Origin of the sequence: Piscinibacter sp. HJYY11, assembly GCF_016735515.1 — a bacterium.
Taxonomy (GTDB): domain Bacteria; phylum Pseudomonadota; class Gammaproteobacteria; order Burkholderiales; family Burkholderiaceae_C; genus Rhizobacter.
The window spans coordinates 4,594,506-4,619,667 of the sequence record NZ_JAERQZ010000001.1 but is presented as its reverse complement, the minus strand read 5'-3'; the positions used below and the strand labels follow the sequence as shown (position 1 = coordinate 4,619,667).

General features: G+C 67.9%; 16 protein-coding genes. 1 reads left to right on the top strand and 15 read right to left on the bottom strand.

Features of this window, described 5'->3' with window-relative positions; translation table 11 throughout:
- Positions 1 to 2: 2 nt before the first annotated feature.
- The 14 genes from JI745_RS21635 to JI745_RS21570 all read right to left on the bottom strand — a co-directional run bounded on the left by JI745_RS21635 (position 3) and on the right by JI745_RS21570 (position 22,992).
- Complete coding sequence (locus tag JI745_RS21635) at positions 3 to 1,439, bottom strand: UbiA family prenyltransferase (protein ID WP_201811694.1); 1,437 nt, start codon at positions 1,437 to 1,439, stop codon at positions 3 to 5.
- Positions 1,436 to 1,813 (bottom strand): EamA family transporter, encoded by a 378-nt coding sequence (locus tag JI745_RS21630; protein WP_236675084.1) that lies wholly within the window; start codon positions 1,811 to 1,813, stop codon positions 1,436 to 1,438. Before JI745_RS21630 ends, JI745_RS21635 begins: the two co-directional genes overlap by 4 nt.
- Positions 1,814 to 1,818: 5 nt before the next feature.
- Positions 1,819 to 2,826, bottom strand: coding sequence for a glycosyltransferase family 2 protein (locus JI745_RS21625; RefSeq protein WP_236675083.1), 1,008 nt, complete (start codon positions 2,824 to 2,826; stop codon positions 1,819 to 1,821).
- Positions 2,823 to 3,686: a polysaccharide deacetylase family protein gene (locus tag JI745_RS21620; protein WP_201811690.1), complete on the bottom strand. Its 864-nt coding sequence runs from the start codon at positions 3,684 to 3,686 to the stop codon at positions 2,823 to 2,825. Before JI745_RS21620 ends, JI745_RS21625 begins: the two co-directional genes overlap by 4 nt.
- Entirely contained in the window at positions 3,683 to 4,531 is an 849-nt protein-coding gene (locus JI745_RS21615) for a WecB/TagA/CpsF family glycosyltransferase (protein WP_201811688.1), read from the bottom strand. Before JI745_RS21615 ends, JI745_RS21620 begins: the two co-directional genes overlap by 4 nt.
- Before the next feature lie 5 nt (positions 4,532 to 4,536).
- Positions 4,537 to 6,141, bottom strand: coding sequence for an amino acid adenylation domain-containing protein (locus JI745_RS21610; protein WP_201811686.1), 1,605 nt, complete (start codon positions 6,139 to 6,141; stop codon positions 4,537 to 4,539).
- Positions 6,141 to 6,392 (bottom strand): hypothetical protein, encoded by a 252-nt coding sequence (locus JI745_RS21605; RefSeq protein ID WP_201811684.1) that lies wholly within the window; start codon positions 6,390 to 6,392, stop codon positions 6,141 to 6,143. The genes JI745_RS21610 and JI745_RS21605 overlap by 1 nt, the downstream gene beginning before the upstream one ends.
- Positions 6,393 to 6,421: 29 nt before the next feature.
- A complete protein-coding gene (locus tag JI745_RS21600; RefSeq protein WP_201811682.1) occupies positions 6,422 to 7,285 on the bottom strand; it encodes a diiron oxygenase in 864 nt (287 codons plus the stop codon).
- 81 nt (positions 7,286 to 7,366) lie between these two features.
- On the bottom strand, positions 7,367 to 8,491 hold the full coding sequence (locus tag JI745_RS21595) for a hypothetical protein (RefSeq protein ID WP_201811680.1): 1,125 nt from the start codon (positions 8,489 to 8,491) through the stop codon (positions 7,367 to 7,369).
- On the bottom strand, positions 8,460 to 9,497 hold the full coding sequence (locus JI745_RS21590; RefSeq protein ID WP_201811679.1) for a glycosyltransferase family 2 protein: 1,038 nt from the start codon (positions 9,495 to 9,497) through the stop codon (positions 8,460 to 8,462). The genes JI745_RS21595 and JI745_RS21590 overlap by 32 nt, the downstream gene beginning before the upstream one ends.
- The gene (locus JI745_RS21585; protein WP_201811677.1) at positions 9,494 to 10,492 is read right to left on the bottom strand and encodes a glycosyltransferase family 2 protein; all 999 of its coding nucleotides are present in this window, start codon (positions 10,490 to 10,492) and stop codon (positions 9,494 to 9,496) included. The genes JI745_RS21590 and JI745_RS21585 overlap by 4 nt, the downstream gene beginning before the upstream one ends.
- Entirely contained in the window at positions 10,489 to 11,724 is a 1,236-nt protein-coding gene (gene ccrA / locus JI745_RS21580; protein WP_201811675.1) for a crotonyl-CoA carboxylase/reductase, read from the bottom strand. The genes JI745_RS21585 and ccrA overlap by 4 nt, the downstream gene beginning before the upstream one ends.
- Entirely contained in the window at positions 11,721 to 18,239 is a 6,519-nt protein-coding gene (locus tag JI745_RS21575; RefSeq protein ID WP_201811673.1) for a type I polyketide synthase, read from the bottom strand. Before JI745_RS21575 ends, ccrA begins: the two co-directional genes overlap by 4 nt.
- A gap of 70 nt (positions 18,240 to 18,309) precedes the next feature.
- On the bottom strand, positions 18,310 to 22,992 hold the full coding sequence (locus JI745_RS21570) for a MupA/Atu3671 family FMN-dependent luciferase-like monooxygenase (RefSeq protein ID WP_201811671.1): 4,683 nt from the start codon (positions 22,990 to 22,992) through the stop codon (positions 18,310 to 18,312).
- Between the two features lie 318 nt (positions 22,993 to 23,310).
- Between JI745_RS21570 and JI745_RS21565 the strand changes: the two genes are divergently transcribed.
- A complete protein-coding gene (locus JI745_RS21565) occupies positions 23,311 to 24,282 on the top strand; it encodes a hypothetical protein (RefSeq protein ID WP_201811669.1) in 972 nt (323 codons plus the stop codon).
- 10 nt (positions 24,283 to 24,292) lie between these two features.
- On the opposite strand, the gene JI745_RS21560 is transcribed toward JI745_RS21565, so the two are convergent.
- Positions 24,293 to 25,162, bottom strand: coding sequence for a sialate O-acetylesterase (locus JI745_RS21560; protein WP_201811666.1), 870 nt, complete (start codon positions 25,160 to 25,162; stop codon positions 24,293 to 24,295).

Genomic DNA, 25,162 nt, shown 5'->3' with positions numbered 1-25,162 from the left:
GTTCAGTGCAGCGTGGCGACCCAGAGCACGGCGGCCAGCACGAGCGCGACACACCAGCTCTGGCGGTCGGTGGCGGCAAACACCACCGGGTCGTCGTGCAACTCGCCGCGGTGGGCCTTCATCCACACGCGGCTGATCCAGTACAGCATGGGCGGCAGGATCATCCACAGCGCCCAGACGTTCGAGTAGAGGCTGCCGAGGTCGGGGCTGTTGACGTACAGCGCCAGGATCAGGATGGCGTTGAAGCCGGACGCCGAGCCGAGCGCGAGCAGCACCGGCATGTCGCTCGTGTAGTAGCCGCGGCCGGCGGCCTGCTGCTTGTTGTTCTGCACGGCCACGAGCATCTCGGAGTAGCGCTTGACGATCGCCAGGCTCAGGAAAATGAACATCGAGAACGCCAGCAGCCAGAACGACGGCACGATGGCCGTGGCCGCCGCCCCCGCGATGATGCGCATGGTGTACAGCGAGGTGAGCATCATCACGTCGACCACCACCTGGTTCTTGAGCCAGAACGAGTAGAGGCAGGTGAGCAGGAAGTAGCACGCGAGGGCCAGCGCAAAAAGGATCGGCAGCTGGGTGCACAGCAGCGCCGAGCCCAGCAGCAGCACCGGCACCATCACCACGCCTTGCCAGATCGGGATCACGCCCGACGCGAAGGGCCGGTTGCGTTTGCGGGCGTGCAAGCGGTCGGACGGGAGGTCCAGCAGGTCGTTGATGACGTAGACCGCCGAGGCACACAGGCCGAAGGCAAAGAAGGCCAGCACCGCGGCCAGCGTTTCGCCACCTGCCGACACCTTGTGCGCCGCCAGCAGCGGCACGAACACCAGCAGGTTCTTGAGCCACTGGTGCAGGCGGATGGCCTTCACGTACGACTTCAGCGTCGCCGCACCCGGCCGGATGCTTTGCACGAGAGGCGCGCGCTTGGCGGCGGCCTCGTTGAGCGAATCGGAATTGCTGACGACCACCGCGCCGCCGCTCGCCGCCCACACCGGCAGGTCGGTCGTGCTGTTGCCCGCATAGACGAACCCGGCGCGACCGTAGATCTTCTCGAGGTGCTCGGCCTTGTGCTGGCCCGACAGGTTGACCTCATCATCGGTCGCTTCGACCCGGTCGAAGAGCCCGACGTGCTCGGCCACCTGTTCGGCCTGGCGCCGCGGCGACGCGGTCACCAGCACCGTGGTCCGCCCTTCCGCACGCGCCTGGCGGACGAGGCTGATCACTTCATCGTTGTACGGCAGGCGCGATGCGTCGAGCTGCACACGCTCCGACAGCCGCTGTTTCAGGTAGGCCTTGCCCCGCAGCAGCCAGAACGGCAGACGAAACACGGTCAGCCACGACGACTTCAGCAGCAGGAAGACCGATTCGTGCAGCAGGTCGCTGCGGATCAGCGTGCCGTCGCAGTCGACGCACAGCGGAAGCGGGGCCTGCGCGGCGCTCATCCGCCCCTCGCCACCAGCGCGACACCCGCCGTGATCAGCAAGGTGCCCATCACCCGCTGCACGTTCAGTGCGTCGTTGAGGAACCACCACCCCAGCAGCATCGTGATCACGAAGCCGAGCCCGACGAAGGGGTAGGCCAGGCTCAGTTCGACCTTGGCCAGCACCAGCAGCCACACCGCAGCGCCGAGCACGTAGAGCGACAGCCCGGTCACCACCCAGGGGTTCACGACCAGTTGCTGCACGAGGCTGCCCCACTGGCGCCCTTCGACTGCAGCACGGACGGCGGCATGGCTCATGCCGAGCTTCAGCAACAACTGGGCAGAGGTGGCCATGGCCACGCTGCTGAGGATGAGGAAAAAGGTACCGAGGGACATGTACTTCATTTGTATTCAATCAAGCGGGCGGTGCGGCCGGACAGCCGCAGGCCCACGAATTTCAACTGGCCCGCGGCTTCGGCGAACTTGCCCATCACCATGAACGCGGCACGTGCGGCCCGTGCGCGGAACGGGCCCTGGAAACCGGCATACAGCCTCAACACCTGCAGCGGGTAGACGAGCAGGATCAGCAGCAGCCACGGGCTCACCACCAAGGCACCGAGCACGGCGGCGATCGGCAGCGCAAGGCCCCAGATCCAGGCGCGGCGTGACTCGACCACGCGGTGGCGCTCAGGCGGCCGCCCATGCAGGTGGACGCCTTCGGCAAAGGTGTAGCCCGCGCGCATGGAACGCTTCCACCACTGCCCGATGCGCATCATCGCGGCGTCGTGCAGCGTCATTTCGGCATCGAGCCGCCACACCTTCCAGCCTTGTGCACGAAGCCGCACGCACAGCTCGGGCTCTTCGCCGGCGATGAGGCGGGGGTTGTAGCCACCCACCGCCGCAAGCGGAGCGGCACGCATCATCACGTCGCCACCGCAGGCCTTGGTCTGACCCGGTGCGGCGGCACCCCATTCGAGGTCGCAGAGCTGGTTGTAGATGGAGCGCTCGGGGTAGCGCTCACGCCGCCGACCGCAGACGGCCGCGACGTCGGGCCGGCTCACCAGGAAGTCACGCGCGGTCTGCAACCACGCCGGGTCGACCGCGCAGTCACCATCGACGAACTGCACGAATTCGATGTGCGGTGCCAGCTCCAGCACGTGGCGCCAGCCCGCGTTGCGTGCCAGCGCCGCGGTGAAGACCACGTCGCTCGGGAGCACCACCACGTGCACGCCGAGAGCCTTGGCCATCGCCACCGAATCGTCGGTGGAACCGGAATCGACATAGACCACGCACTCGGCCGACTGGACCACCGAATGCAGGCAGGCGCGCAAGCGTTCACCTTCGTTGCGGCCGATCGCGACGACGGCCACGCCGGGCAGGCCAGCGGTCTCTGGGGTCGCCATGGTCATGCCCGCTGTTCTGCCGCCGCCGGGCGCTGCAGTTTCCACAGCGTGTCGTCGACGAGCTTCCAGCCGTCCATGCCGCCGCGGCACAGCAGTTTGAACATCCACATGCGGTCGCCGCCTTCGACCTTCACGCGCGGCAGGCGCGCGAGCGGCGCACCTTTGCGAAGGATGCCGTGCTGCGCGATGAAGATGCTGTGGTAGCCGCACTCCGACAGCACGCGCGCCGTGGTCTCGCTCTCGTCGGTGCGCATGCCGAAGGGGTAGGCAAACGACTTCACCGGCACGCCGACGTGCTGCTCCAGCAGCGCCTTCGAGCGGCTGCCTTCTTCGCGGATCTCCTCAGGCGTGAGCTTGGCGATCGAGCGGTGCATGTGGGCATGCGAGCCGATCGTGAGACCGGCCTTCGACAGCTTGGCCACCTCGTCCCAGGTGAGGTAAGGCTCGCCCGAGATGCTGGTCGTGCCCACGAAGCTCGTCGTCACGTAGGCCACTGCAGGAATGCCATGGCGCTGGAGGATGGGTGCGGCGATGTGCAGCCAGCTGCTGAAGCCATCGTCCATCGTGACCAGCACCGATCCATTGGGCAGGTCGATCTCGCCACGCGCGAAACGCTCCACCTGCTCGAGCGACACAGCGAGCTTGTGCTCGGCCAGCCAGCGCATCTGTTCTTCGAAGGCGGCCGCGCTCACGCACCATGGGTCGCGCACGGCATCACCGAAGCGGTGGTAGGTGATCACGCGGATGGTCGTGGTGCCGCGGCCGGCCAGGCGGCGCAGCGCGAGTGAGCCACTGACAAAACTGCCCAGCACCATCGCGGTCCGGGCAGTCTTCTTGACGATCCAGCGGAGCGTGGAGATGGTCATGGGAGTCGTGTGCGGTCGTGGCGCTTGTCATGGCGGAAAAGCCAGCTGCGCACGATGCGGCCGAGGAACTTCGGGTTGCCGATCAGGTAACGGCCCGCCTTGTGCGGCTGGCGGCTCAGCAGATGCAGCCACTCGTAGCCCAGCTTGCGCACCCACTTGGGCGCACGCACCAGGTCACCCACCCAGTAGTCGAAGAGGCCACCGGTCGCGAGGCACAGCGGTACCGTCAGCTGGTCGAGGTGGTCGTGGATCCACTGCTCCTGCTTCGGGTTGCCCATGCCGACGAGCATCAGGTCGGCGCCCGAGGCGTTGATCTTCTCGATCACCTTGGCGTGGTCGTCCGGGCCGAGGTAGCCGGTGTGATAACCCGCGAGCGTCCAGCCCGGGAACATTTCCTGGGCGCGCTTCGCGGCAATGGCGATGCGCTCAGGTGTGTTGCCCAGCAGGAAGTAGCGCAGCCCTCGGTTGGCCCAGCGCGAGAACATCAGCGGCACGAGGTCGGTGCCGTTGACGTTGTCCTTCAGCGTCACGCCATGCAGGATGCGCGAGGCCCAGCGCACTCCGGTGCCGTCGCCGAACACACGGTCGGCCGACTGCAGCACGTGGCGGTAGCCGGGGTTGTCGCAGGCGTTGTTGAGGGTGTGCGCGTTGACGAAGTAGACCGAATGCGCGCGACGCGGCTGCTCGTAGAGCATGTTCTGCAGGAGGCCGAGCGCATGCTCCATCGTCACGTCGGTCACGGGCACCCCGAGCACCGGCAGGATGCTGCTCTCGGCCGGCGGCGGCGCCGGCACGAAGACCGGTGACAGCGCACCGGGCACCGTGGCGATGTCGTGGGGGCTCATCGGGTTCATGCGACGGCGGCCGGTTGTGCGAGCGAAGCCAACAGCGCCTTGCGGTCGACCTTGCCGTTCGCGTTGAGCGGGAATTCGGAGACCAGCCGCAGCTCGCTCGGGTGCATGTAGGGCGGCAGGCGCGAGATCACGCGCTCGCGGATGGCGTCGACGTCGGCACTGTCTGCGCCAAGGAAGCCGACGACGCCATCGGCACCGCTCGCGTTCACCGGCCAGCCGATGGCGATCGCCACGTCGACACCGGCCTCCTGCCGCATCACGGCTTCGATCTCGCCGAGCTCCACACGGTAGCCCTGGATCTTGATCTGGTTGTCGATGCGGCCGAAGTAGACGAGCGGCTGGCCCGGCTGCGGGCGGCGCACGCGGTCGCCGGTGCGGTAATAGACCTCGCTCTGGCCTGGCGGCACGACGAAGGCGGCGGCCGTGCGGTCGGCGTCCTTGTAATAGCCGAGCGTGAGTTGCGGGCCCGTCATCAGCAGCTCGCCGGCAACGCCTTCGGCCACTTCGCGCAGCTGCTCGTCGGCCACCAGCACCTTCATGCCGGGATACGGCTCGCCGATGGGCACGACGCCCATCTCGGCCTGCGCGGGAGACGTCTCGTTGTTCCAGCGATAGAGCGTGCAGGCGATCGTGAGCTCGGTCGGGCCGTAAAGGTTCTCGAGGATCGATTGCGGCGCAGCCTCGGCCCACTTCTGCACGATCTCGACCGGCAGCGCCTCGCCGCAGAAGAGGCTGAAGCGCAGGCCCGGGTACTTGCCGGGCTTGAGCATCTTGAGCTTATTCATGAGCACCGCGGTCGACGGCACCGAGAACCACATCGTGATGCCGCAGTCGGTGATGTACTTGCCCGGGAACATCTTCTGGCCGTTCGTCGGCGCGCACAGGCAGGCACCGCGCTCCCAGCAGACGAACATGTCGTGCACCGAGAGGTCGAAGGTCAGGTCGAAGGTCTGCGAGAAGCGGTCGTGCTCGGTGACGCCGTAGCGCTCGACCATCGCATCGACATACGGCACCGCGTTGCGGTGCGCCACCATCACGCCCTTGGGCTGGCCGGTGCTGCCCGAGGTGAAGAGCAGGTAGGCGATGCCGTTGGGGTCGACCGGCCCTTCGGTCCAGCCTTTGCCATCGACCAGGTCGGCCTTGCCGAGGAAGCAGTGCTGCGGCCACAGCGCGGCGAGCGCGCTCACGTCGTCATGCTCGGGCAGCAGCAGCACCAGCGGGCGCTCCACGCCTTGCAGCACCTCGCCGAGCTGCGCCGCGCCATGCGTGTCGACGATCAGGCTCTGGCATTCCGAGCGGATCAGCATGCCGCGGGTGCGGTCGGTCGGGAAGCCGGGGTTGAGCGGCACATAGCCGTGGCCGCGAAAGAGGCCGCCAAGCACGCCCGCATAGGCCGTGATCGAGCGGTGTGCGAACACGGCCGTCAACGCAGGTTCGCCGGCCGGCGCATGCTTCTGCAGCGTCTGCGCCAGCGAGGCCGCACGCGCCCGCAGCTCGGCGTAGCTCAGCACCACCCCGTCGAGCTGCAGCGCCGGCCGGTCGCCGTGCTGGTCAGCCGACCGGAGGAAGCCGCTGCGGAGGCTGCGTGCGTCGTGGGGCATCAGGCCACCTGGGTGAAGAACGCCGTGTACAGCGTGTTGATGCTGGTGAAGACGGCCGGCTCGATGTCGTCGGTGTCGATGTCTTCGCCGCGCAGGCTTTCGATGAAGAGCACGAACTCGACGATGTCGAGCGACGACAGGATGCCCTCCTCGAGGATCTTGGTGTCGTCGCTGAAGTTCGCCTTGCCCTGGGCCTTGGAGTGCTTGACGATCCAGTCGCGCAGCTTGGCCCTGACTTCTTGTTCTTGCATGTGCTTGAGGTCTGTTGACGTGGCCGCGTTCAGAACGCCGGCTCTTCGGCCAGCAGGCCGTTCTTGATGAAGTAGTTGACGACCTTCGACGAGGCCTTGCGGCGGAACTCGGCGCACACCGGGTGGCTCATGGCCATCTGGCGCAGCTCGTAGGAGTCGGCCAGGCCGGCATCGCGGTACATCGTCGGGTTGTAGTAGTCGCCCCAGGAGGCGCGCAGGTAGTCGCCCAGCCACTGGCGGAAGCCGGCCAGCGTCTCGGCCGACCAGGCGGGTGCGAACTTGTTGAAGAGCTCGGCCAGCTGCACGCGGCCGAAGGCCAGGTGGCGCGCTTCGTCGATGTGGTGCACCTTGTTGATCTCGCGCACCAGCGGGTCGCAGCGCTCGTCTTTCTCGATCGCGAGGTTGTAGAAGTCGCCGAGCTCCTCGACGACCATCACCTTGCAGTAGAAGGCCACCTCTTCCTCGCCCTTGGCGTACTCGCGCGGCAGCACGATCTTCTTCTCGGGGTACACCTTGCCGACGTAGCGGTTGCAGAACTCGCCGAACATCACCATGTGCTTGTTCTCTTCGTCGACGAAGTGGTGCAGGTACTCGTTGACGGAGGTGGTGTTGCCCTTGGCGTAGAGGCGGTCGACCAGGCCCGCCACGAGCGGGCGCTCCCCCTGCAGGACCAGGCTGAAGAAATTGCCGAGTTCGTAGAGGCTCAGGCGCTTCTGCTGTTCTTCGGTGAGGGATTCCCACGCGGGCGTGCCGTAGATGGAGATCAGCTCGGGCGGCATGTACCAGACGTCGGCCTGCAAGGCCTCGGGCCATTCGACGAAGTTGTAGACGTCCCAGAACTTCTTGCGCGAGGCCTTGGTCAGGCGGACAGCGAGTTCAGATGCGGTTTCCATGACAGCGTCTCGGGTAACAAAATTTGAGCCGAAAGTATCGGCACGAAGTCAAGTCAAAAGCAATCCCGCGAAGCCGGGACGCTACAGGGCCATCGGCCCGTGACCGTCCATATTTGTCAGATGCAGGCCCTTTGACACTTCCGTGAAAGGGGCCAGGGCTTCCTGGAGCTGGGGAGACATCGCAAAGAGGCGTTTGTCGGGCAACACGGCGTAGCCATTCTGGGCAAAGCCCTTGGCCCACTCGGGATGGGCCTGGTTGGAGACCACGATGTCGACCCCCTTGGCCACCAGGTGCCGGGTCGCAGCGTGCACCACCTCGCCAGCCTGGGACGGCAGCGCCAGGGTGTCGACGATGGAGCCGACGTGCAGGTCGCCGAAACGGTGCTCGCCCTGCATGCGGGTGTCCATGACGAGCGCCCAGCCGATGACCTGGCCGTCGCGCTCGACCTTCAGCCGGGTGACCGGCGGCCAGGCCCCCTCGGGCGCCAGGGCGTTCATCGACGCCGCGTCGCGTACTGCAATCGCCTTGTAGCTGCCTTTGCAACGTTCCCACAGCGCATCTGCCCAGGGGCCAAAGTTGGGGACTTCCATCGCCCTGGACTTGAAGCCGCCGCCACCGGCGCGCAGCTTCAGCCCCAGGTGAAGGAGCTTCAGGCCCAGCCAGCCGAGGCCGGTCCAGGCGCCGAGGTCGAGGAGCAAACGGCGGGCCGGGGTCTGGCGCAGGAGGGCATTGAGACGCAGGAAGCGGAACGGCTTGGCCACCAGCAGGCAGAACGGCGTGGGGTGCAGCAGCCAGTTCATCTTGCGCAGCATCTGCACCACCGGCTGGTCGTCGCCGCCATGGCCCCAGCTGTAGAGCAGCGGGCGCTTCTTCAGCATGTCGCGGATCATGCGCAGCCCCAGCATGCCGTGCCGGGGGTCGATCACGCCTTCGGAAAACGGGCCCTGCCAATCGGTCACGACCTGGACCTGGCCGTTGATCAGCCAGTCCTGCGGCTTCAGCGCAAAGCAGCCCCGCACCGCTTCACCGTCTTCCACCGCCAGGTGGTACTCACGCCAGACGTTCTGGCCGTCGCGCGGCGGGATCCAGTCGGGCACCGGGTCGACGTAGAAGCTCCAGCCGGAACCGCCCGCTCGCATGCGCTCGTTGAAGGCTTCGACGGCATTGCGCCACTCAGCGCTGTGGGGAACGATCTGGATGGCCATGGTCGGGAGACGGCGAAACGGCCGCGTTGAAGGGCAGGCCGCGGTGGAACAGGGCGGAATGGCGCAGGAAGTCGCCGAGGAAGTGCGGAGGGTACTCGCCCGATTTGCGCTGGACGACGCTGCGCAGCTTGTAGGTGAGGAAAGCCAGCACCCAGAGCAGGTCGGTCGCCGCCGCGTAGAACCAGCCGTGGTTCTTGACCCAGTAGCGGCGGCGCGACTCGAACCAGTAGGACGGGCGGCGCTTCTTCGCCGCATGGTGGCCACTCACCTGCGTGCTCTGGCCCACGAGGTGCAGCACCACGCTTGCCGGCACGTGCCAGGTCTGCCAGCCGGCGCGGCGGGCTGCAAGGCAGAAATCAGTCTCCTCGAAGTAGAGGAAGTAGCCCTCGTCCATCAGGCCGATGGTCTGGAAGACCTCGCGGCGTACCAGCAGGCTGGCGCCGGGAAGCCAATCGGCCTCGGCCGGCGTGTCGCCCATCGGCCGCAGGCCGGCGCGGTGCTTCAGCAGGCGGGCGACCAGGCTCAGGCGCAGGCCGCCCGCGAGTTCGCTCCAGATGCTGGGAAAATGGAAGGCGTAAGGCCAGGGTTCGCCGTTTTCGAGCAGGAAGCGGCTGCCGGCGATGCCGGCTTTGGGATGGGCGTCGAGGAAGTCGACCAGGGTGCGCAGGGCACCCGGCCTGATGCGGGTGTCGGGGTTGAGCAGCCAGTAGTAGGCCGGGCCGTTGGCGTCGTTCAGCGTCGGCCGCACCGCGTAGTTGTTGCCGTAGGAGAAGCCGCCGTTGACCGGGGCCGGCAGCAACCGGGCCCAGGACGACCAGCCTTCGGCTTCGATCGCCTGGCCGATCACCTCGACCGAATCGTCCCCAGAACGGTTGTCGACCACCGTGACGACGGTGCCCGGCACCGCGGCCACCTCGTCGACCAGCGAGCGCAGGCAGTCGACCGCAAGCGGGCCGGTTCTGTAGTTGACGATGACGACCTGCACCCGCACGGGCTGCGTCGTCATGTTTCCGCTCGCCGCAGCTGGAGCGGCCCGGGTTCACCCTTCACGACCGCGCTGTGGCGCACGAAGTCGGCGATGAAATGCGGCGCGTGGCGATTCGGCTTGCGACGCAGCGCATCCAGCAGGCGGCCGATCGGATAGGCGAGCACGACCCCGATGTCGGCCAGCGCCGTGTACAAGCGCCCGTGGTGCAGCACGAAGTAGCGCCGACGCGAATCGAACCAGTAGCCTGGCACCCGCTTCTTCGGCGCATTGCGCACCGTCACGCCGCTCGACTGGCCGACCAGGTGCACGATGCGCGCCTGCGGCACGTGCCACACCTCCCAGCCCGCCAGTTTGGCGCGGCGGGTGTAGTCGGTCTCTTCGAAATAGAGGAAGTAGGTTTCGTCCATCAGGCCGATCTGGTCGATGACCGCCTTGCGGATCAGCATGAACGCGCCCGAGACCCAATCGACCGGCACCGGCTGCTGCGGGATGCCGATGCGCGTGAGACGCTTGGCGAAGAGCCGGTCGAGCGCGCCGATGCCGAGATAGCCCAGCACCTCGTTCACCGCGTTGGGGAAACGGAAGCAGCACATCTGCGGCGTGGCATCGAGGTCTTCACTGCGGCCGCCGGCGATGCCGACCTTGGGGTGCGCCTCGATGAAGTCGAGCAGCGTGCGCAAGGCGCCGGGCCGCACGAGGGTGTCGGGGTTGAGCAGCAGCACGTGATCGGCGTCCTGCCGCTCGCGAATCGCGATGTTGTTGCCGGCGGCGAAACCGTGGTTGCCGGGAGCGCGGATCAGCGTCGCCCAGGCGCCCCAGCCGTTTTCGGCAATCGCCTGCGCCACCCGATCGGCCGCGCCGTCGGGTGAAGCGTTGTCGACCACGAGCACCCGCATGCCGGGCACCGAGGGCAGCTCGGGCTCGATCGAGCGCAAACAGTCGATGGTGAGATCGGCGCCCTTGTAGGCCACGATCGACACCAGGAACTTCGGTGTGGCAGCGCTCCCGCTCATGCCCGCGCGTTGACCCGGATCGCCAGGTTTCCCGACGGGTGGGTGTTGGTGTGCAGCAGCTGGTGCGCCTTGCCCACTTCGTCGAATTCGAACACCCGCGCCAGCGCCGGATCGACCAGCCCGTCGATCACCATGTCGTTCAGCGCCTTGCACTGCTCGGTGTTGGCGAAGTGCGAGCCCTGCAGGCGCTTCTGGCGCATCCAGAGATAGCGCAGGTCCACGTCGGCGTTGTAGCCGGAGGTGCCGGCGCAGATCACGACCATGCCCGCGTTGTCGCACACGAGGATGGAGGTCGGGATGGTCGACTCGCCCGGGTGCTCGAGCACGATGCGCGGGCCCTGGCGCGAGCCGAGCACCTCCGACCACTTCTTGCGGAAGGCGTTGGCGCCCTTCATCCACTCGGCATAGGCCGTCGCATCGGCGGTGTCGGGCAGGCGGCCCCAGTGGGTGAACGCCGGGTCGGTGCGGTTGATCACGCCGTGCGCGCCGAGCTTGCGGCAGTGCTCCATGCGGCTTTCCGACGAGACCACGGCGATCGGGATGCCGCCCTTGGCCTTGACGATCTGGATCGCCATCGAACCGAGCCCGCCCGAGCCGCCCCAGATCAGCACCGGGTCGCCCGGCTTCACGTCGTGCGGCGCCCAGCCCATCAGCTGGCGGTAGGCGGTGGCGCCCACCAGCATGTAGGCGGCTGCAGCCTCCCACGAGAGCTTGGGCGGCTTCTTGAAGCACTGGTAGTCGTCGACGCGGGTGAACTGCGCGAACGAGCCCCAGTTCTCCTCGTAGCCCCAGATCTTGCAGCTGGTGGAGGTGATGGGGTCGGCACCCGCCTGGATGTCGGCGGCGTTCTCGTCCCACATGGCACACGAGAGCACCACCTCGTCGCCCACGCGCACGTTGGTCACGCCGTCGCCCACCGCCCACACGATGCCCGAGGCATCGGAGCCGCCGATGTGGAACGGTTCGGCGGCCGGATTCTGCTTGCGGCGCGCCGCGATCACGTCGACCGGGGTGCCGAGCGCGGCCCACACGTTGTTGTAGTTGATGCCCGCGGCCATCACGTAGACCAGCACCTGCCGAGGGCCGGGCTTCGGGGTGTCGACCACCTCGACCTCGAAGGCCTGCTCGGGCTCGCCGTAGCGCTCGGGGCGGATGAGGCTCGCATACATCCTGGCCGGCACGTGGCCGAGCGGCGGCATCTCGCCAAGTTCGTACAGGTCCTTGGTGCTCATGCGGTCACTCCCTTTCTCTCGTCCTGGCTGGAGCCCTTGCTCAGGCCCTCGATCACCCGCCGCAACAAGGACACCAGCACCCGCACGTTGGGCTCGAGCACCATGTTGTCGTGGTTGCCCGGCACCTCGAACACCTGCAGGTGGCCGACATGCGGCGTCCAGAAGTTGTCTTCACGGACGTAGTTGCGGTAGGAATCGACCAGCCGTCCTCCCGACAGCCGGAACTTCACATCCAGCTTGGGGCGGAACACCGCCACCTTCACCGGGACCTTCGGAATCTTGTACTTGGCCAGCGCCCGCAGGAAGGCATCGCCGATGCGGCGCGACTGGAAGTTGGCGGTGTTGGCCTCCGCAGCAGCAGCGTTGCCGTTGTTCGCAGCACGCTCCTCCTGGCGACGGCGCTTCTCCTTCTCCCACTCGATGCGGGCCGCGATCTTCTTGCCGACGATGCCGAGGCCCTCTCGCTGTGCGCTCTGCACCAGCATCGCGAGCTTGTCGCTGATGCTGAAGTTCGGGATCTCGCGCGCCGGGGTGTCGAGCATCAGCACGCCCTGCACTTCTTCGCCCTTGGCCATCAGCTGGCGTGCCATCTCGTAGGCGATCAGGCCGCCACCCGAGAAGCCACCCAGCAGGTAAGGGCCCTGCGGCTGGATCTGCACGATCTCGGCGATGTAGTCGGTCGCCGCTTCCTCGAAGCTCTCGTGCGGCTCCACGTCGCCATACAGGCCACGCGCCTGCAGCGCGTAGAACGGCCGGTCTTCGCCGAGCAGGTGCGCGAGGTGGCTGAGGTTGAGCACGTTGCCGAACATGCCGGCCACCACGAAGAGCGGCGTGCGGCCGGCCACCGGCCCGGTGTGCATCGGCACCACGTGGCGGAAACGCAGCTCGGCCTTCTGGCGCGGTGCGGCGGCGGCGCCGTTCTCGGCTTCGGCCGCGGCGGCTTCGTCGCTGTAGGCATCGCCCCGCACAAGGGTGGCGAGGCCTTCGATGGTCGGCGACTGCATCAGCACCGACATCGGCAGGTCGACCTCGAACTTGTCGGCGATCTCGTTGAAGAGGCGCACTGCGATCAGCGAGTGGCCACCCAGGTCGAAGAAGCTGTCGCGGATGCCCACGCCTTCCACGCCGAGCAGCTTGCCCCACAGCTCGGCCAGGCCCTTTTCGAAGCTGTCGCGCGGCGGCGCAAAGTCGCTGTCGAGCTCGGGGCGCGAGAAGCGCGCTTCGCCGGTGCTGAGCGCGGCGCGGCTGAGCGACTCGGCCTGCGCGATCAGCTCGTCGATCTTCATCGAGCTCACGATCACCTCGGACGGCATGTCGCCGCGCAGGATGCGGTCGAGTGCCTTCAAGCCATCGGCCGGCGCGATGCCCTGGCTCACGTTGTGGCGCAGCGCGATCTCCCCGGGGGAGAGGGTCTTGCTGCGGGCCGCCGGTTCGGTGGCGCCCTCACCGACCGAATCGACGCCCGCTTCGGGCTTGGGTGCGTGCCACGGGCCGTCGAGGCGGCGCAGCGTGAGGCGGTCGACTTCGGCCAGCACCGTGCCCTGCGCATCGGTGAGCGTCACGTCGAAGGCGGCGAAGTCGCTCGCCACGGAGCCGTCGCTCGCCAGGCGCACCCAGCTGTGGATGTCGCCCGTCAGCGGCGCGATGAAGCGCAGGCCGCGATAGGAGATCGGCGCCCAGAGGTTCTGCACCACGTCCTGGTCGGCGTAGCCTGGGATCAGGTCCATCGCATAACCGGTGGCGATGTCGAGCAGGCCGGGGTGCAGGCCGTTCGTCGCGAGGTCGCCGTGGAACTCGGCCGGCAACTGCAGGTGCGCGATGGCTTCCTTCTGGCCGAGCTGCAGGCGCTTCAGCACACGCCAGCGCGGGCCGAACTTGATGTGGCTTTCCTGCCGCGTGCGCAGCGCGCCGGAGCCGGCAGCGACTTCGCTCTTGCCGGTGCAGCGGGCTTCGATGCCGGCAATGTGGACTTGCGCCGGCACATCGCCCTTGGCTTGCGTGACGCGCGCGGTGGCGCAGCGCACGAAGCGGCCCTCACGTTCGCCGGCGGCGAGGATCTCCACGTCCCAGCGCTGCTCGTCGCCGCGCAGGCGCACGCGGAACGCACGCTCGCTGCCGTCCTCGACAAAGAGCGGGTTCTCGAACACGAGGTTGCTCAGCTGCCAGCCCGTGGTCTGGCCCAGCTCGGCGAGTGCGGCGCGCACCAGCTCGAGGTAGCCGGTGCCGGGCAGCAGCGCTTCGCCGCTGCCGAGGCGGTGCTCGTCGATCACCCAGTCGGTGCTCTTCAGCACGCCGGTGAAGAGCTCGAGTTGCGCCAGGCCGTCACGGGCCGAGAAACGCTTGTCGAAATGCGGATTGCCGACCGGCAGGGGCTCGCCCTGGGTGATGCCGGCGTCGTCCTTCGCGGCGTCGGTCGGGGCGCCCAATTGGCCCACCATGCCGACGTCCTTCCAGATGCCCCAGGCGATCGAGGTGACGGGGTACGACCGGGCACCGCGGCACGACTCGGCGAACGCGTTGACGAAGGCGCTTGCGCCCACGTAGTCGATCTGGCCGCTCGGCGCGATGTAGGCGCTGGTCGACGAGAAGAGCACCATGAAGTCGAGTGCTTGCTCGCGGAAGATCTCGTCCAGCACCAGCGTGCCGTAGACCTTGGCTGAGAACACGTCTTCGATGTCGCGCGGGCTCTTCACCTGGATCAGGCTGTCGCGGATCGTGCCGGCCGCGTGGAACACGCCGTGGATCTGCTTGAACGCGGCCCGCGCCTCGTCCACCACTTCCTTCATGCGGTCGGCCACGGCCACGTCGGCCGACAGCGGCAGCACGGTGGCGCCCAGCGATTCGAGCTGGCGCACCTTGCGGATGCCTTGGGCGATGGAGTCGCCGGCGTCGTGCTCGGCGAGCCACGCGTCCCACTCGTTGCGCTCCGGCAACGGGGTGCGGCCCAGCAGCACGAGCTTGGCCTTGTACTCGCGCGCCAGCCACTCGGCCATCAGGCCACCGATGCCGCCCAGGCCGCCGGTGATCAGGTAGACGCCGCCTTCGCGGAGCTTGGTCACAGGCAGGTCACCGGCCGGCGACTTGACGTGGCTCAGGTGGCGCTCCCAGCGCACACCGTTGCGCCACGCGATCACGCGTGTGCCGGGCTCGGCCAGCAGCTCGCCGCTCACGTCGGCCGCCATCTTGGCGAGCGCCAGGTCGTTCTGCGAGGTGCGCTTGGTCCCGGCACGGGGTGCGCCCAGGTCGACGTCGACAAACGCGCAGCTCACGTTCGGGAACTCGCGCGGGATGACGGCGCAGGGGCCGAGCGCGGTCGCCTTGTCGGGGAACAGCAAGGCCTCGTCGCCCACGCGCAGAGCGCCGTTGGAGACGACCGTCATGTGCAGGCCACGGTCGGCGAGGCCGGCCTTGGCGAGCGCCCGCGCCAGGTGGAACAGCGAATAGAAGCCGTGTTCCTGGTTGCGGTGGAAGAAGGTCGAGCCGGGGCGGAAGTTGCGGTCGAGCGTGACGAGCCAGGTGTGCAGCACACGCTCGGGCACGATGCCGCGCTCTTCCAGCGACTGCAGCAATTCGGGATAGCCGACGCCGCCGGCTTCGGCAGCGATGGTGTAGGTGTTGTCGTCGACCTGGGCGTAGGTGTCGCCCGGCAGCACCGAGATCACGGTGTGGCCGTCTTCGCGCAGGCCCGAGACCATGGCGAGCGACAGCGGCTCGCGGCCGTGGAAGGCGAGCCAGGTCTTCGGTTCTTCGTCCGACTCGAGGATGCCCTGCTGCACCCAGCGGGGCTTCTTGAACCAGTCGGCCATGTCGGCCTGGCGCAGCGGGCGCTCGGCATCGGCGCGGCCCGCGCCGAGCTTGCCGGTGCCGGGCTCGATCCAGTAGTGGCCGTGCTGGAAGGCGTAGCTCGGCAGCGTGACGCGATGGCGGTTCTTGCCCCACAGGCGCGTCACGTCGAAGTCGACGCCCAGCGCCCACAGCCGGCCCATCACGGTGCGGAAGTACACGTGGTCGGGCAGCGGGTCGTTCGGGTGACGCATCGACGACAGCACGCGCTGCGTCGGCGAGCGCGGGTTCTGGCGCACGAAGGAGCCGAGCATGTTGCCCGGACCCACTTCGAGGAAGACCAGGTTGTCGTTCTCGAGCAGCGTGTCCACGCCGTCGGCGAAGAGAATGGAATTGCGGAAATGCTGCACCCAGTATTCCGGGTCGCGCGCCTTGCCGGGCTCCAGCCACTGGCCGGTGCGGTTGGAGACGATCTTGAGCTTGGGCTCGTGCAGCTGGATGCTCTGCAGGTACTGGCGGAAGCGCGGCAGGATGCCGTCGAGCAGGCGCGAATGCGCCGCCACGTCCACCTTCACGCGCTGGCTGTCCACGTCCATCGCGCTCAGCCTGGCGGCCAGCGCTTCCAGCGGCTCGGGCGGCCCCGAGGCCACCGACAGCTGCGGGCTGTTCGACGCGGCGAGGTCGAGCTCGCTGCCGAGCAGCGGCATCAGGTCCTTGGCGGCCATCGGCACGCTGATCATCGAGCCGCGCGGCGTCTGCTCGACCAGCTGGCCGCGCAGCAGCAGGAGGCCCAGGCCGTCTTCGAACGAGAACACGCCCGCGATGCAGGCCGCGGCGTTCTCGCCCATGCTGTGGCCGATCACCATGTCGGGCTTGACGCCGTAGGACTCCCACAACTTCGTCAGCGCGATCTCGACCAGGAACGTCAGCGGCAGCTGAGCCGACGGCTTGGCGATGGCCTCGACGAGCTCGGGCGTGACCTCTTTCGCCAGCAGCACCGGCGCGAGGTCGGCATTGAAGCGGTTCTTCAGGATCGCGAGGCCCTTGTCGACCCACTCGCGGAAGACGGGCTCCTTCTCGTAGAGGCCGGCGCCCATGCGCACGTACTGTGCGCCGCCACCCGGGAACATGAACACCACCTGCGGGTGCTCCAGCTCCTTGGTGTGGTTGAACACACGCTTGGCGTCGTTCCCTTCCAGCAGGGCGATGGCTTCGTCGCGGCTGGTGGCGGCAAGCACACGGCGCTGCTCGAAGCCGCGGCGGCCGACGCGCAGCGTGTAGGCCACGTCGGCCAAGGGCTGTTCGGGATGCTGGCGCAACCAAGTGGCCAGACGCTTGGCGTTGTCGTCGAGGGCCTTGCGGTTGCGGGCCGACAGCACCAGCAGCTGCGTGCTCTCGTCGATCGCGCTCGGCTTGCGGGCCGGCGGCTCCTGCAGCACCACGAAGGCGTTGGTGCCGCCCACGCCGAGCGAGTTGACGCCGGCGCGGCGCGGGCCGCCATCGGTCGTCCAGTCGGCGAGCTTGGCGGCCACGGTGAAGGGGCTGCCCTCGAAGCCGATGCGCGGGTTGGGCGCTTCGAAGTTGAGCGAGGGAGGGATCTGCTTGTGTTCGAGCGCGAGCGTGGCCTTGATCAGGCTCGCCACACCGGCAGCCGTATCGAGGTGGCCGATGTTGGTCTTGACCGAGCCGACCTTGCAGTAGCCGACCTTGTCGGTGGTGTCGCGGAAGGCCTGCGTGAGCGCGGCAATCTCGATCGGGTCACCGACCGGCGTGGCGGTGCCGTGGCACTCGACGTAGGTGAGCGTGTCGGCCGTCACGTCGGACACCGCCAGCGCTTCCGTGATGCACGCTGCCTGGCCGTCGACGCTGGGCGCGAGATAACCGACCTTGCGCGCGCCGTCGTTGTTGACCGCACTGCCCTTGATCACCGCATGGATGTGGTCGCCATCGCGCAGCGCGTCTTCCAGACGGCGCAGCACCACGACGCCAGCGCCGCTGCCGAACACCGTGCCTTTGGAGCGGTGGTCGAAGGTACGGCAATGGCCGTCGGGCGAGAGCACCTCGCCCTCCTTGTAGTGGTAGCCCACGCCGTGCGGCACTTCGATGGTCACGCCACCGGCGAGCGCCATGTCGCACTCGCGCGAGAGCAGGCTCTGCACCGCCATGTGCGTGGCGACGAGCGAGGTCGAGCAGGCGGTCTGCACGTTGACGCAAGGGCCGTGCAGGTTGAAGGCGTAGGACACGCGGGTCGACAGGAAGTCCTTGTCGTTGCCGGTGTGGCGCAGCAGGAAGAGGCCCACCGAATCGACCAGCTCAGGGTTGGAGAGCAGGTTGAAGGTGAAGTACGCGCCCATGCCGCAGCCGGCGAAGAGACCGACGGCGCCTTCGAAGGTCTCGGGCGGGTGGCCGGCGCGTTCGAGCGCCTCCCAGCAGATCTCGTAGAACTGGCGGTGCTGCGGGTCGAGGATCGCCGCTTCCTTCTGGCTGAAGCCGAAGAACTCGGGGTCGAAGGCGTCGAGGTCCTGCAGCTGGATGCCGGCCTTCACGTAGTTGGGGTCGGCCAGCGTGCTCTGCGACACGCCCTTGGCAAGCAGCTCTTCGTCGGTGTACGGCCGCGTGGCTTCCACGCCGTTGCGCAGGTTGGCCCAGAACTCTTCGGGGTTCGAAGCCCCCGGCACGCGGATCGCCATGCCCACGATGGCGATGTCAGTCTCGTTCACCTCGTCGGTCATGCGTTCTTTCCCTGCGGGCAGCCTGCCTCTGTCGAGCGGTTCATCGGTGGTCGGATATCGGTTTTTTCGGTCAGACGCGCGAGGCTTGGCGGCGCTGTTGCAGCACGGCACGGCGGCCTTGCGCGCGCGCATTGCCGGCCTTCGCGCCGGCGTCGTCCACACCACCTTCGCCCAGGTAGGCACTCAGGCTCTGGATGGTGGGGAAGCGGAAGATGTCGGTGATCGAGATGTCGCGCTGCAGGGTGTCGCGCAGGCGGCGGTGCGCCTGCACGGCCAGCAGCGAGTGGCCGCCGAGGTCGAAGAAGTTGTCGCGTGCGCCGACCTGCGGCAGCTTGAGGACGTCCTTCCAGATGGCGGCGATCTGCTCTTCGAGGTCGCTCGCCGGGGCCACGAAGGCTTCGGTCGCGACGGGTGCCTTGCTCGCTTCGGGCGCAGGCAGCTGCTTGCGGTCAATCTTGCCGTTGGGCGTCTGCGGCAGCGCGTCGAGCGTGACGAAGTGCGCCGGCACCATGAAGTCGGGCATGCGGGCGCGCAGGTGCTCCTTCAGCTCGGCGGCAGGTGCGCTGTCTTTCGCCGACGGCACGATGTAGGCCACCAGGCGCACGTCGCCCGGCGTGTCTTCGCGTGCGACCACCACCGTCTCGCGCACGCCGGTGTGGCTCAGCAGCGAGGCTTCGATCTCGCCCAGCTCGATGCGGTAGCCGCGCACCTTCACCTGGTGGTCGAAGCGGCCGAGGAATTCGATCGAGCCGTCGTCGCGCAGGCGCGCCAGGTCGCCGGTGCGGTAGACACGGCCACCGGCGGCGCCCTTGAGCGGGTGCGGCAGGAAGCGCTCGGCGGTCAGCTCGGGGCGGTGCAGGTAGCCGCGCACGACGCCCTTGCCGCCGATCACGAGCTCGCCCGGCACGCCCACCGGCGTGGGCTGCTGGCGCGTGTCGAGGATGTAGATGGCCTGGTTGGCGAGCGGCTTGCCGAGCGGCACGATGCCGTCGACGGTGTCGACCCGGTGCACCGACGACCAGATGGTCGTCTCGGTCGGGCCGTACATGTTCATCAGATGGCCGTTGCTGGCGATCGCGCCCTTCAGCTCGCGGGCGAGCGGCGCCTGCAGCGCTTCGCCGCCGACCATCATGCGCTTGAGGCCGCGCAGGCCGTCGGCCGCCGCCGGGTCGAGCAGCAGCATGCGCGCCATCGACGGCGTGCACTGCAGGTGCGTGGCCTGGTGGCGCTTGAGCAGCGTGGGGATGGAGTAGTCGGTGTTGACGGTCGCGGCCGCGCGGCGAGGCGTGGCGTTCTTGCGCAGCTCGTTCAGGTATTCGAGGTGCGCCAGCACCGACGGCGAGTCGACGCCGAAGTCGATCAGGCAGGCCACTTCGTCGACACCGATCGCCTTGATCGCATCGACCTGCTTCAGGCAGCTCTCGGGCGTGCCGAAGAGGCCGCTGGTCTCGTAGTAGCGGTTGAACGAGTGCTCCATCAGCCCTTGCATCTCCTCGTCGCTGAGGCTTTGCAGGTCGAGGCTGGCGGTGGAGTTGGGGCCATCCATGCCCTCGCGCTTCTTGAACGCGGGGAAGGACCAGGCGTATTGCTTGACGAGGTTGAGCGAGGTCTTCAGGTAGTCGATCAGCGGCTGCTTGACCTTGGCGCGCACCTCGGCTTCGTCGGGTCCGACGAAGGTGTGCAGCATCAGCGTCACGTAGCCCTCGCCCGGGTGGCCGGCGTCCTTCCAGGCCTTGCGGTAGGCGGCGAGCTTGCCGTCGAGTTCTTCCACCGTCTGGCCCAGCAGGTGGGTCAGAACGTTGGCGCCGAGCTTGCCGGCGGCAATGAAGGTCTCGGGGTTGCCGGCGGAGGTGACCCAGAACGGCAGGTCCTTCTGCACCGGGCGCGGCAGGATGCCCACCTCGACCTCGTTGCCGGTGGCACCGGGGAAGCTGCACTTCTCGCCGCGCCACAGCTTGCGCACGGTCTCGATGTTGCGCAGCATGATGTTCTTGTTGTCGGCGAAGTTCTCCGGCTTCAGCACGAAGTCGTTGGGCTGCCAGCCCGATGCGAACGAGATGCCGACACGGCCCTTGGAGATGTTGTCGACGACCGACCACTCCTCGGCCACGCGCAGCGGGTGGTGCAGCGGCAGCACGACGCTGCCGGCGCGGATCTTGATGCGCTCGGTGACCGCGGCAATCGCGGCACCGGCCACGGCGGGGTTCGGGTACAGGCCACCGAAGGCGTGGAAGTGGCGCTCCGGCGTCCACACGGCCGAGAAGCCGTGCTGGTCGCCGTACTTGGCGCCTTCGAGCAGCAGCTTGTACTTGTCGTGCTTCTCCTGGCCCTCGCCTTCGGCTTCGTTGGCCGAGAAGTAGAAGAGGCTGAAGTCGAGCGGGCGGGCGGCGGCCGCACCCCGCGGCGCGGCGCCGGAGCGTTCTTCGCCGGTCGCGATGACGACGTGGAAGCCGCGGGTGAGCGTCCAGCAGAGTTCGAGCACCGAGATGTCGAAGCTCAGGCTGGTGACGGCGACCCACGTGCCGGCACGGTCTTCACCGAGGTGGTGATCCATCCCCGCGAAGAAGTTGACGACGTTGCGGTGCTCGACCATCACGCCCTTGGGCTTGCCGGTCGAACCCGAGGTGTAGATCACGTAGGCCAGGTGCTGCGGCTCGGCGCCTCCGTCGAAGGGTTCGGCCGATTCGGTGGCGATCGAGGCCCAGTCGGTGTCGAGCTTGATGACCTTGGCGCTGTGCTTGGGCAACTCCACGCGGTCCTGCGTCAGCAGCACCGGCACCTTGGAGTCTTCGACCATGTAGGCGATGCGGTCCTTCGGGTAGCTCGGGTCCAGCGGCACGTAGGCGCCGCCGGCCTTGTGGATGGCGATCAGGCCCACCATCATTTCGACCGAACGCTCGGCGCACAGGCCCACCAGCACGTCGGGGCCGACGCCCAGCGACTTGAGGCGGCGCGCGAGCTGGTTGGCGCGGCGGTTGAGTTCGTCGTAGGTGAGCGACTGGTCTTCGCAGGTCACGGCCGTGGCGTTCGGCGTGCGGGCGGCCTGCTCTTCGAAGAGGCGGTGCACGCAGGCATCGGTGCGCGCCGGCGCGTCGGTGGCGTTCCACTGGTCGAGCACGCGGCTGCGCTCGGCGGCGTCCCACAGGGGCAGCTCGGCGAGGGCGCGCGAGGCATCGGCCTCGGCCGCCTTCAGCAGCTCGGCGGCTTGCTGCTGCATCGCCGATACGGTGCCGCGCGCCAGCTTGGCCGCGTCGAAGATCCAGCGGCTTTGCGTGCCATCGGCGGTGATAGCGATGGTGAGTTCGCTGCCGGGCAGCGCGACCGCATCGTCGAGCTGGTCGACGATCAGCAGCGCCACGGGCTGGACCCGCGGGTCTTTCTGGGCGGCCGCCGTGCGCAGCTCGGGCGAGCGGGCGACGATGTCGCTGGCATAACCCACACGCTTGCGCAGCGTGGTGAGTTCGTCGGCAACGGCCTTGCGCAACGCATCGAAGCCGCGCGAGAAGTCGAGCGCGACACGCAGCTGCACCTGTTGTGCGAACCAGGCCGGCGCTGCACCCACGGCGCGACGCAACGCGGGGTCGGCGAAGCCGAGGTCGAAGCCATCCTTGTCCGTGAGGCGTGCAAGGTAGCCCACGAGGGCGGCGATGCGCGCATCGGCGTCACCCGCCGGCAACGCGGCGTCGAGTTGCTGCCATTGCGTGGCGACCGGCGCGGCACTGCGGTCGATGTAGGGCAGCTCGAGCGAGGTCTGGGTTTCGAGGCGGCGCAGCCAGAAGGTTTCGTGCGAGGCCAGCGATGCGTTGATGGCGCTCAGCTGGTCGGCTGCCGCCGCATCGAGCACCTCGAAGCGGGCGCCGCTGCGCAGGTTCAGCACCGGGCAGTTGAGGAAGCGCGGCTTGCCGTCGAGCGTCTCGAGGCGGGGGATCTGCACATCGAAGTCACCCGTCGCGACGACCAGCGCCGCGTCGTTGACCGACACGATGGTGCCGGCCGGCAGGCCCGAGCGGTCTTCCAGCAGCTTGAGCTCCGGCACGAGCAGGAGTTGGCCGTTGTAGAGCGCCTTGGCCGCACCGATCGGGTTGGCGTAGGTGCCGAAGTCGAGCGCGCGCACGAGCGTCGCGATCTTCGACGCAGGCTGGTCCCAGCGGATGGCGCAAGCCGCTTCAGGGCGGTCCTTGCGGCCGAAGTACTTCAGCACGCCTTCGGTCTGCGGGCGGCCTTGCAGCGTGCCGTCGGCGAGGCCCTTCACCAGTTCCTCGAAGCTTTCCATGCCGGCTTCGAAGCACTTGGTGTTGAGCGTGAGTGCGGTCTCGCCTTCGGACAGATCGAAGCGGCGCTGCACGAGGATGTCGCCCTGGTCGACCTTGTCGGTCATCACATGCCAGGTGATGCCGTGACGGCCTTCGCCGTTGAGCATGGCCCAGACGGGCGTGTTGAGACCAGCGTACTCGGGCAGCGGGCCGTCGTGGAAGTTGATCGCGGCGCGCGTGGGCATCGCAATGACTTCGGGCGACAGCACCGAGAGGTTGGTGATCGAGAAGAGGTAGTCGAAGGGGCGGATGTCTTGTGCGGCGAGCAGCGCGGCCGAGTCGGCCAGCACGCGGATGCCCTTTTCGGCGGCCCAGCGGCGGATGGCGGCGCGCGTCGTGACCACGGCCACGATCTGGTGGCCTGCCTGCTCGAGGACCTGACCGCACTGGATCAGCAGAGATTCAGACCCGATGAGGACGCTACGCACTGAGTTCGCCATGTTTTCTCGACGTGATGACCTGCTTGGAGGAGGGTTGCACCGCGCTCGTGCTTGACGTGAATCGATCGCGTGAATGCGTTCGCTGGTGAGCCCAAGCTACGCAAAAACCCGAGGAATTATGTGCGGCAACCAGCATGCCCCGGACCCCCTAGATAAGCGTGTGAAACGCTGCACGCTACCAATGAAACACAGCACACGTGCCATATTTCGCACGCCCGGCGGGGCCCCCGTGAAGCGCCTTCGCAACCCCGATGCGCAAGCGCACGAACCCGCATCTCCGGGGAGGCCGAGGCTGGGGGCGCTTCCTAGAATCCGCGGATGGCCCACGTCCGTTTCACCCACCTGCTGAACCCGTTCACCGCCAAGCCCGGCACCGAACACGACATCGCGCAGCGCATGACCTTCCAGGCCCTGCGCAACGCACAGGAAGAATCAGGTCGGCATGGCCTCGGCGTGGAAGTGCTGGCGCTGGTGGAGCCGCGCGATCTGCCCTCGGTGGAGGCGCCCGCCCGCGCCGTGCCGGCCATCACGCGCACCATCCAGGACGTGCACCCGATGACGCCACCGCGCACCTTCCCGCTCGTGGCCGACCTGCTCAACGCGGCGCATGAGCACGGGCGTGGCGACTACATCGTCTTCACCAACGTCGACATCAGCCCGCAACCCTTCCTCTACCGCGTGCTCGACGATCTGATGCGCCGCGACCCGTCTCGCGCCGTGATCGTCAATCGGCGCACCATCCCGAAGGTCACGTCGGAGCCTGCCCAGATCTCGCTCGCCTACCAGCACCCGGGCAAGTCACACCACGGACATGACTGCTTCGTGTTCCCCCGCGCCTGGATCCCGCAGCTGATCCTGAACGACGTGTGCATCGGCGCACCGTGGTGGGACTACGCCCTGCTCGCGAACCTCGATGCCTTGAGCGGCTTTCGCATGTTCACCTACCTGCACCAGCGGCTCACCTTCCACCTGGGGGACGACCGGGCCTGGACGGCACTGTCGGAGTACGACGTCTTCAACCAGAAGCAGGTGCTGGGCGTGATCGAGGCCCTGGAGCAGCGCCACGGCAAGGCCCCGGCCGACAGCCGTTTCGCCTGGGTCGCGCAGCGCACCCGCCAGCAACCGGCGAGCCAGCGCACGCTGGCCATCAAGGTGAAACGCAAGCTGCGCGCCCTGCATGAATTGACTGTGCTGATGCGCGCACGCGGCATGGCCAAAGGCTCGCCGTTCTATTCGGGCACGGAGTACGTGCCGCCAGCGGCTCCGCCGCAAGCCGTGGTCGCCGGATAAGCGCCGCGGCTCAGCGCAAGACGCCCAACCACCGCTCGGCCATCTCGGCCTGCCCAGCAGCCGACAGGTGGCAGTCGTCGAATCGGTGCGCGTCAGCCCACACCGCATCGGCGTCGGGGCCGGGCAGGATGCGAAGCGCGGCGTCGGGCGCGGCGCGCTGCGCCTGGGCCACGGGGTTGTCGGCACGCCATGCCGAGAGCAGGCATCGCGACGCCACGGCCACGTGGAACGGTGCCTCGATCCCCTTTGAACGCACACCGAGCACCAGGGCCTTCAAGGCATCGGCATAGGTCGTCTGCGTCGTGCCCAGCAGGAAATCGGATTCACCCTGGTGCCACAACACCTGTGACGGACGATAGACCGCGCGCAGCTGCCCGAGCATCGCCAGGAACGGTGCATGGAGCTCGCCCCCTGGCTGCCACCGCTCGATCCGGGTGCCGTTGACCGAGAACGGCGCCAGCACCACCTGACGTGCCTTGCCCTCGTCGATGAGCCGGTCGGCGAGGAGCGTCCAGTACTCGCCGCTGCGTCCATCGGCGCCCAACAGAGGAGACGCCGCCACGAAGCAGCGACCGTCCAGGAAATTGACGACGCGAGACCCGTGGCGCGACGTGTGGCGAAGCGCACCGCTGTTGGCGGCGTTGGATTGCCCGGCGACGATGAGCACGACCGTCGACTCGTCTTGAACGGGGCATGCCACCGCCTGCTTGCCGGGATAGGCCAGCAGCCGGCCCCAAGGGTCGGTCGTCAGCGGCTCGGGCGGAAACACCTGCCGTGGGGGGCCGCCCGATGACCGCTTCCAGACATACGCACCGGCCAGCGCAGTCGCTGCCAGCAACGCTGCCAAGGCCAGCAGCCATGCACGCGGGATCCGCCGCAC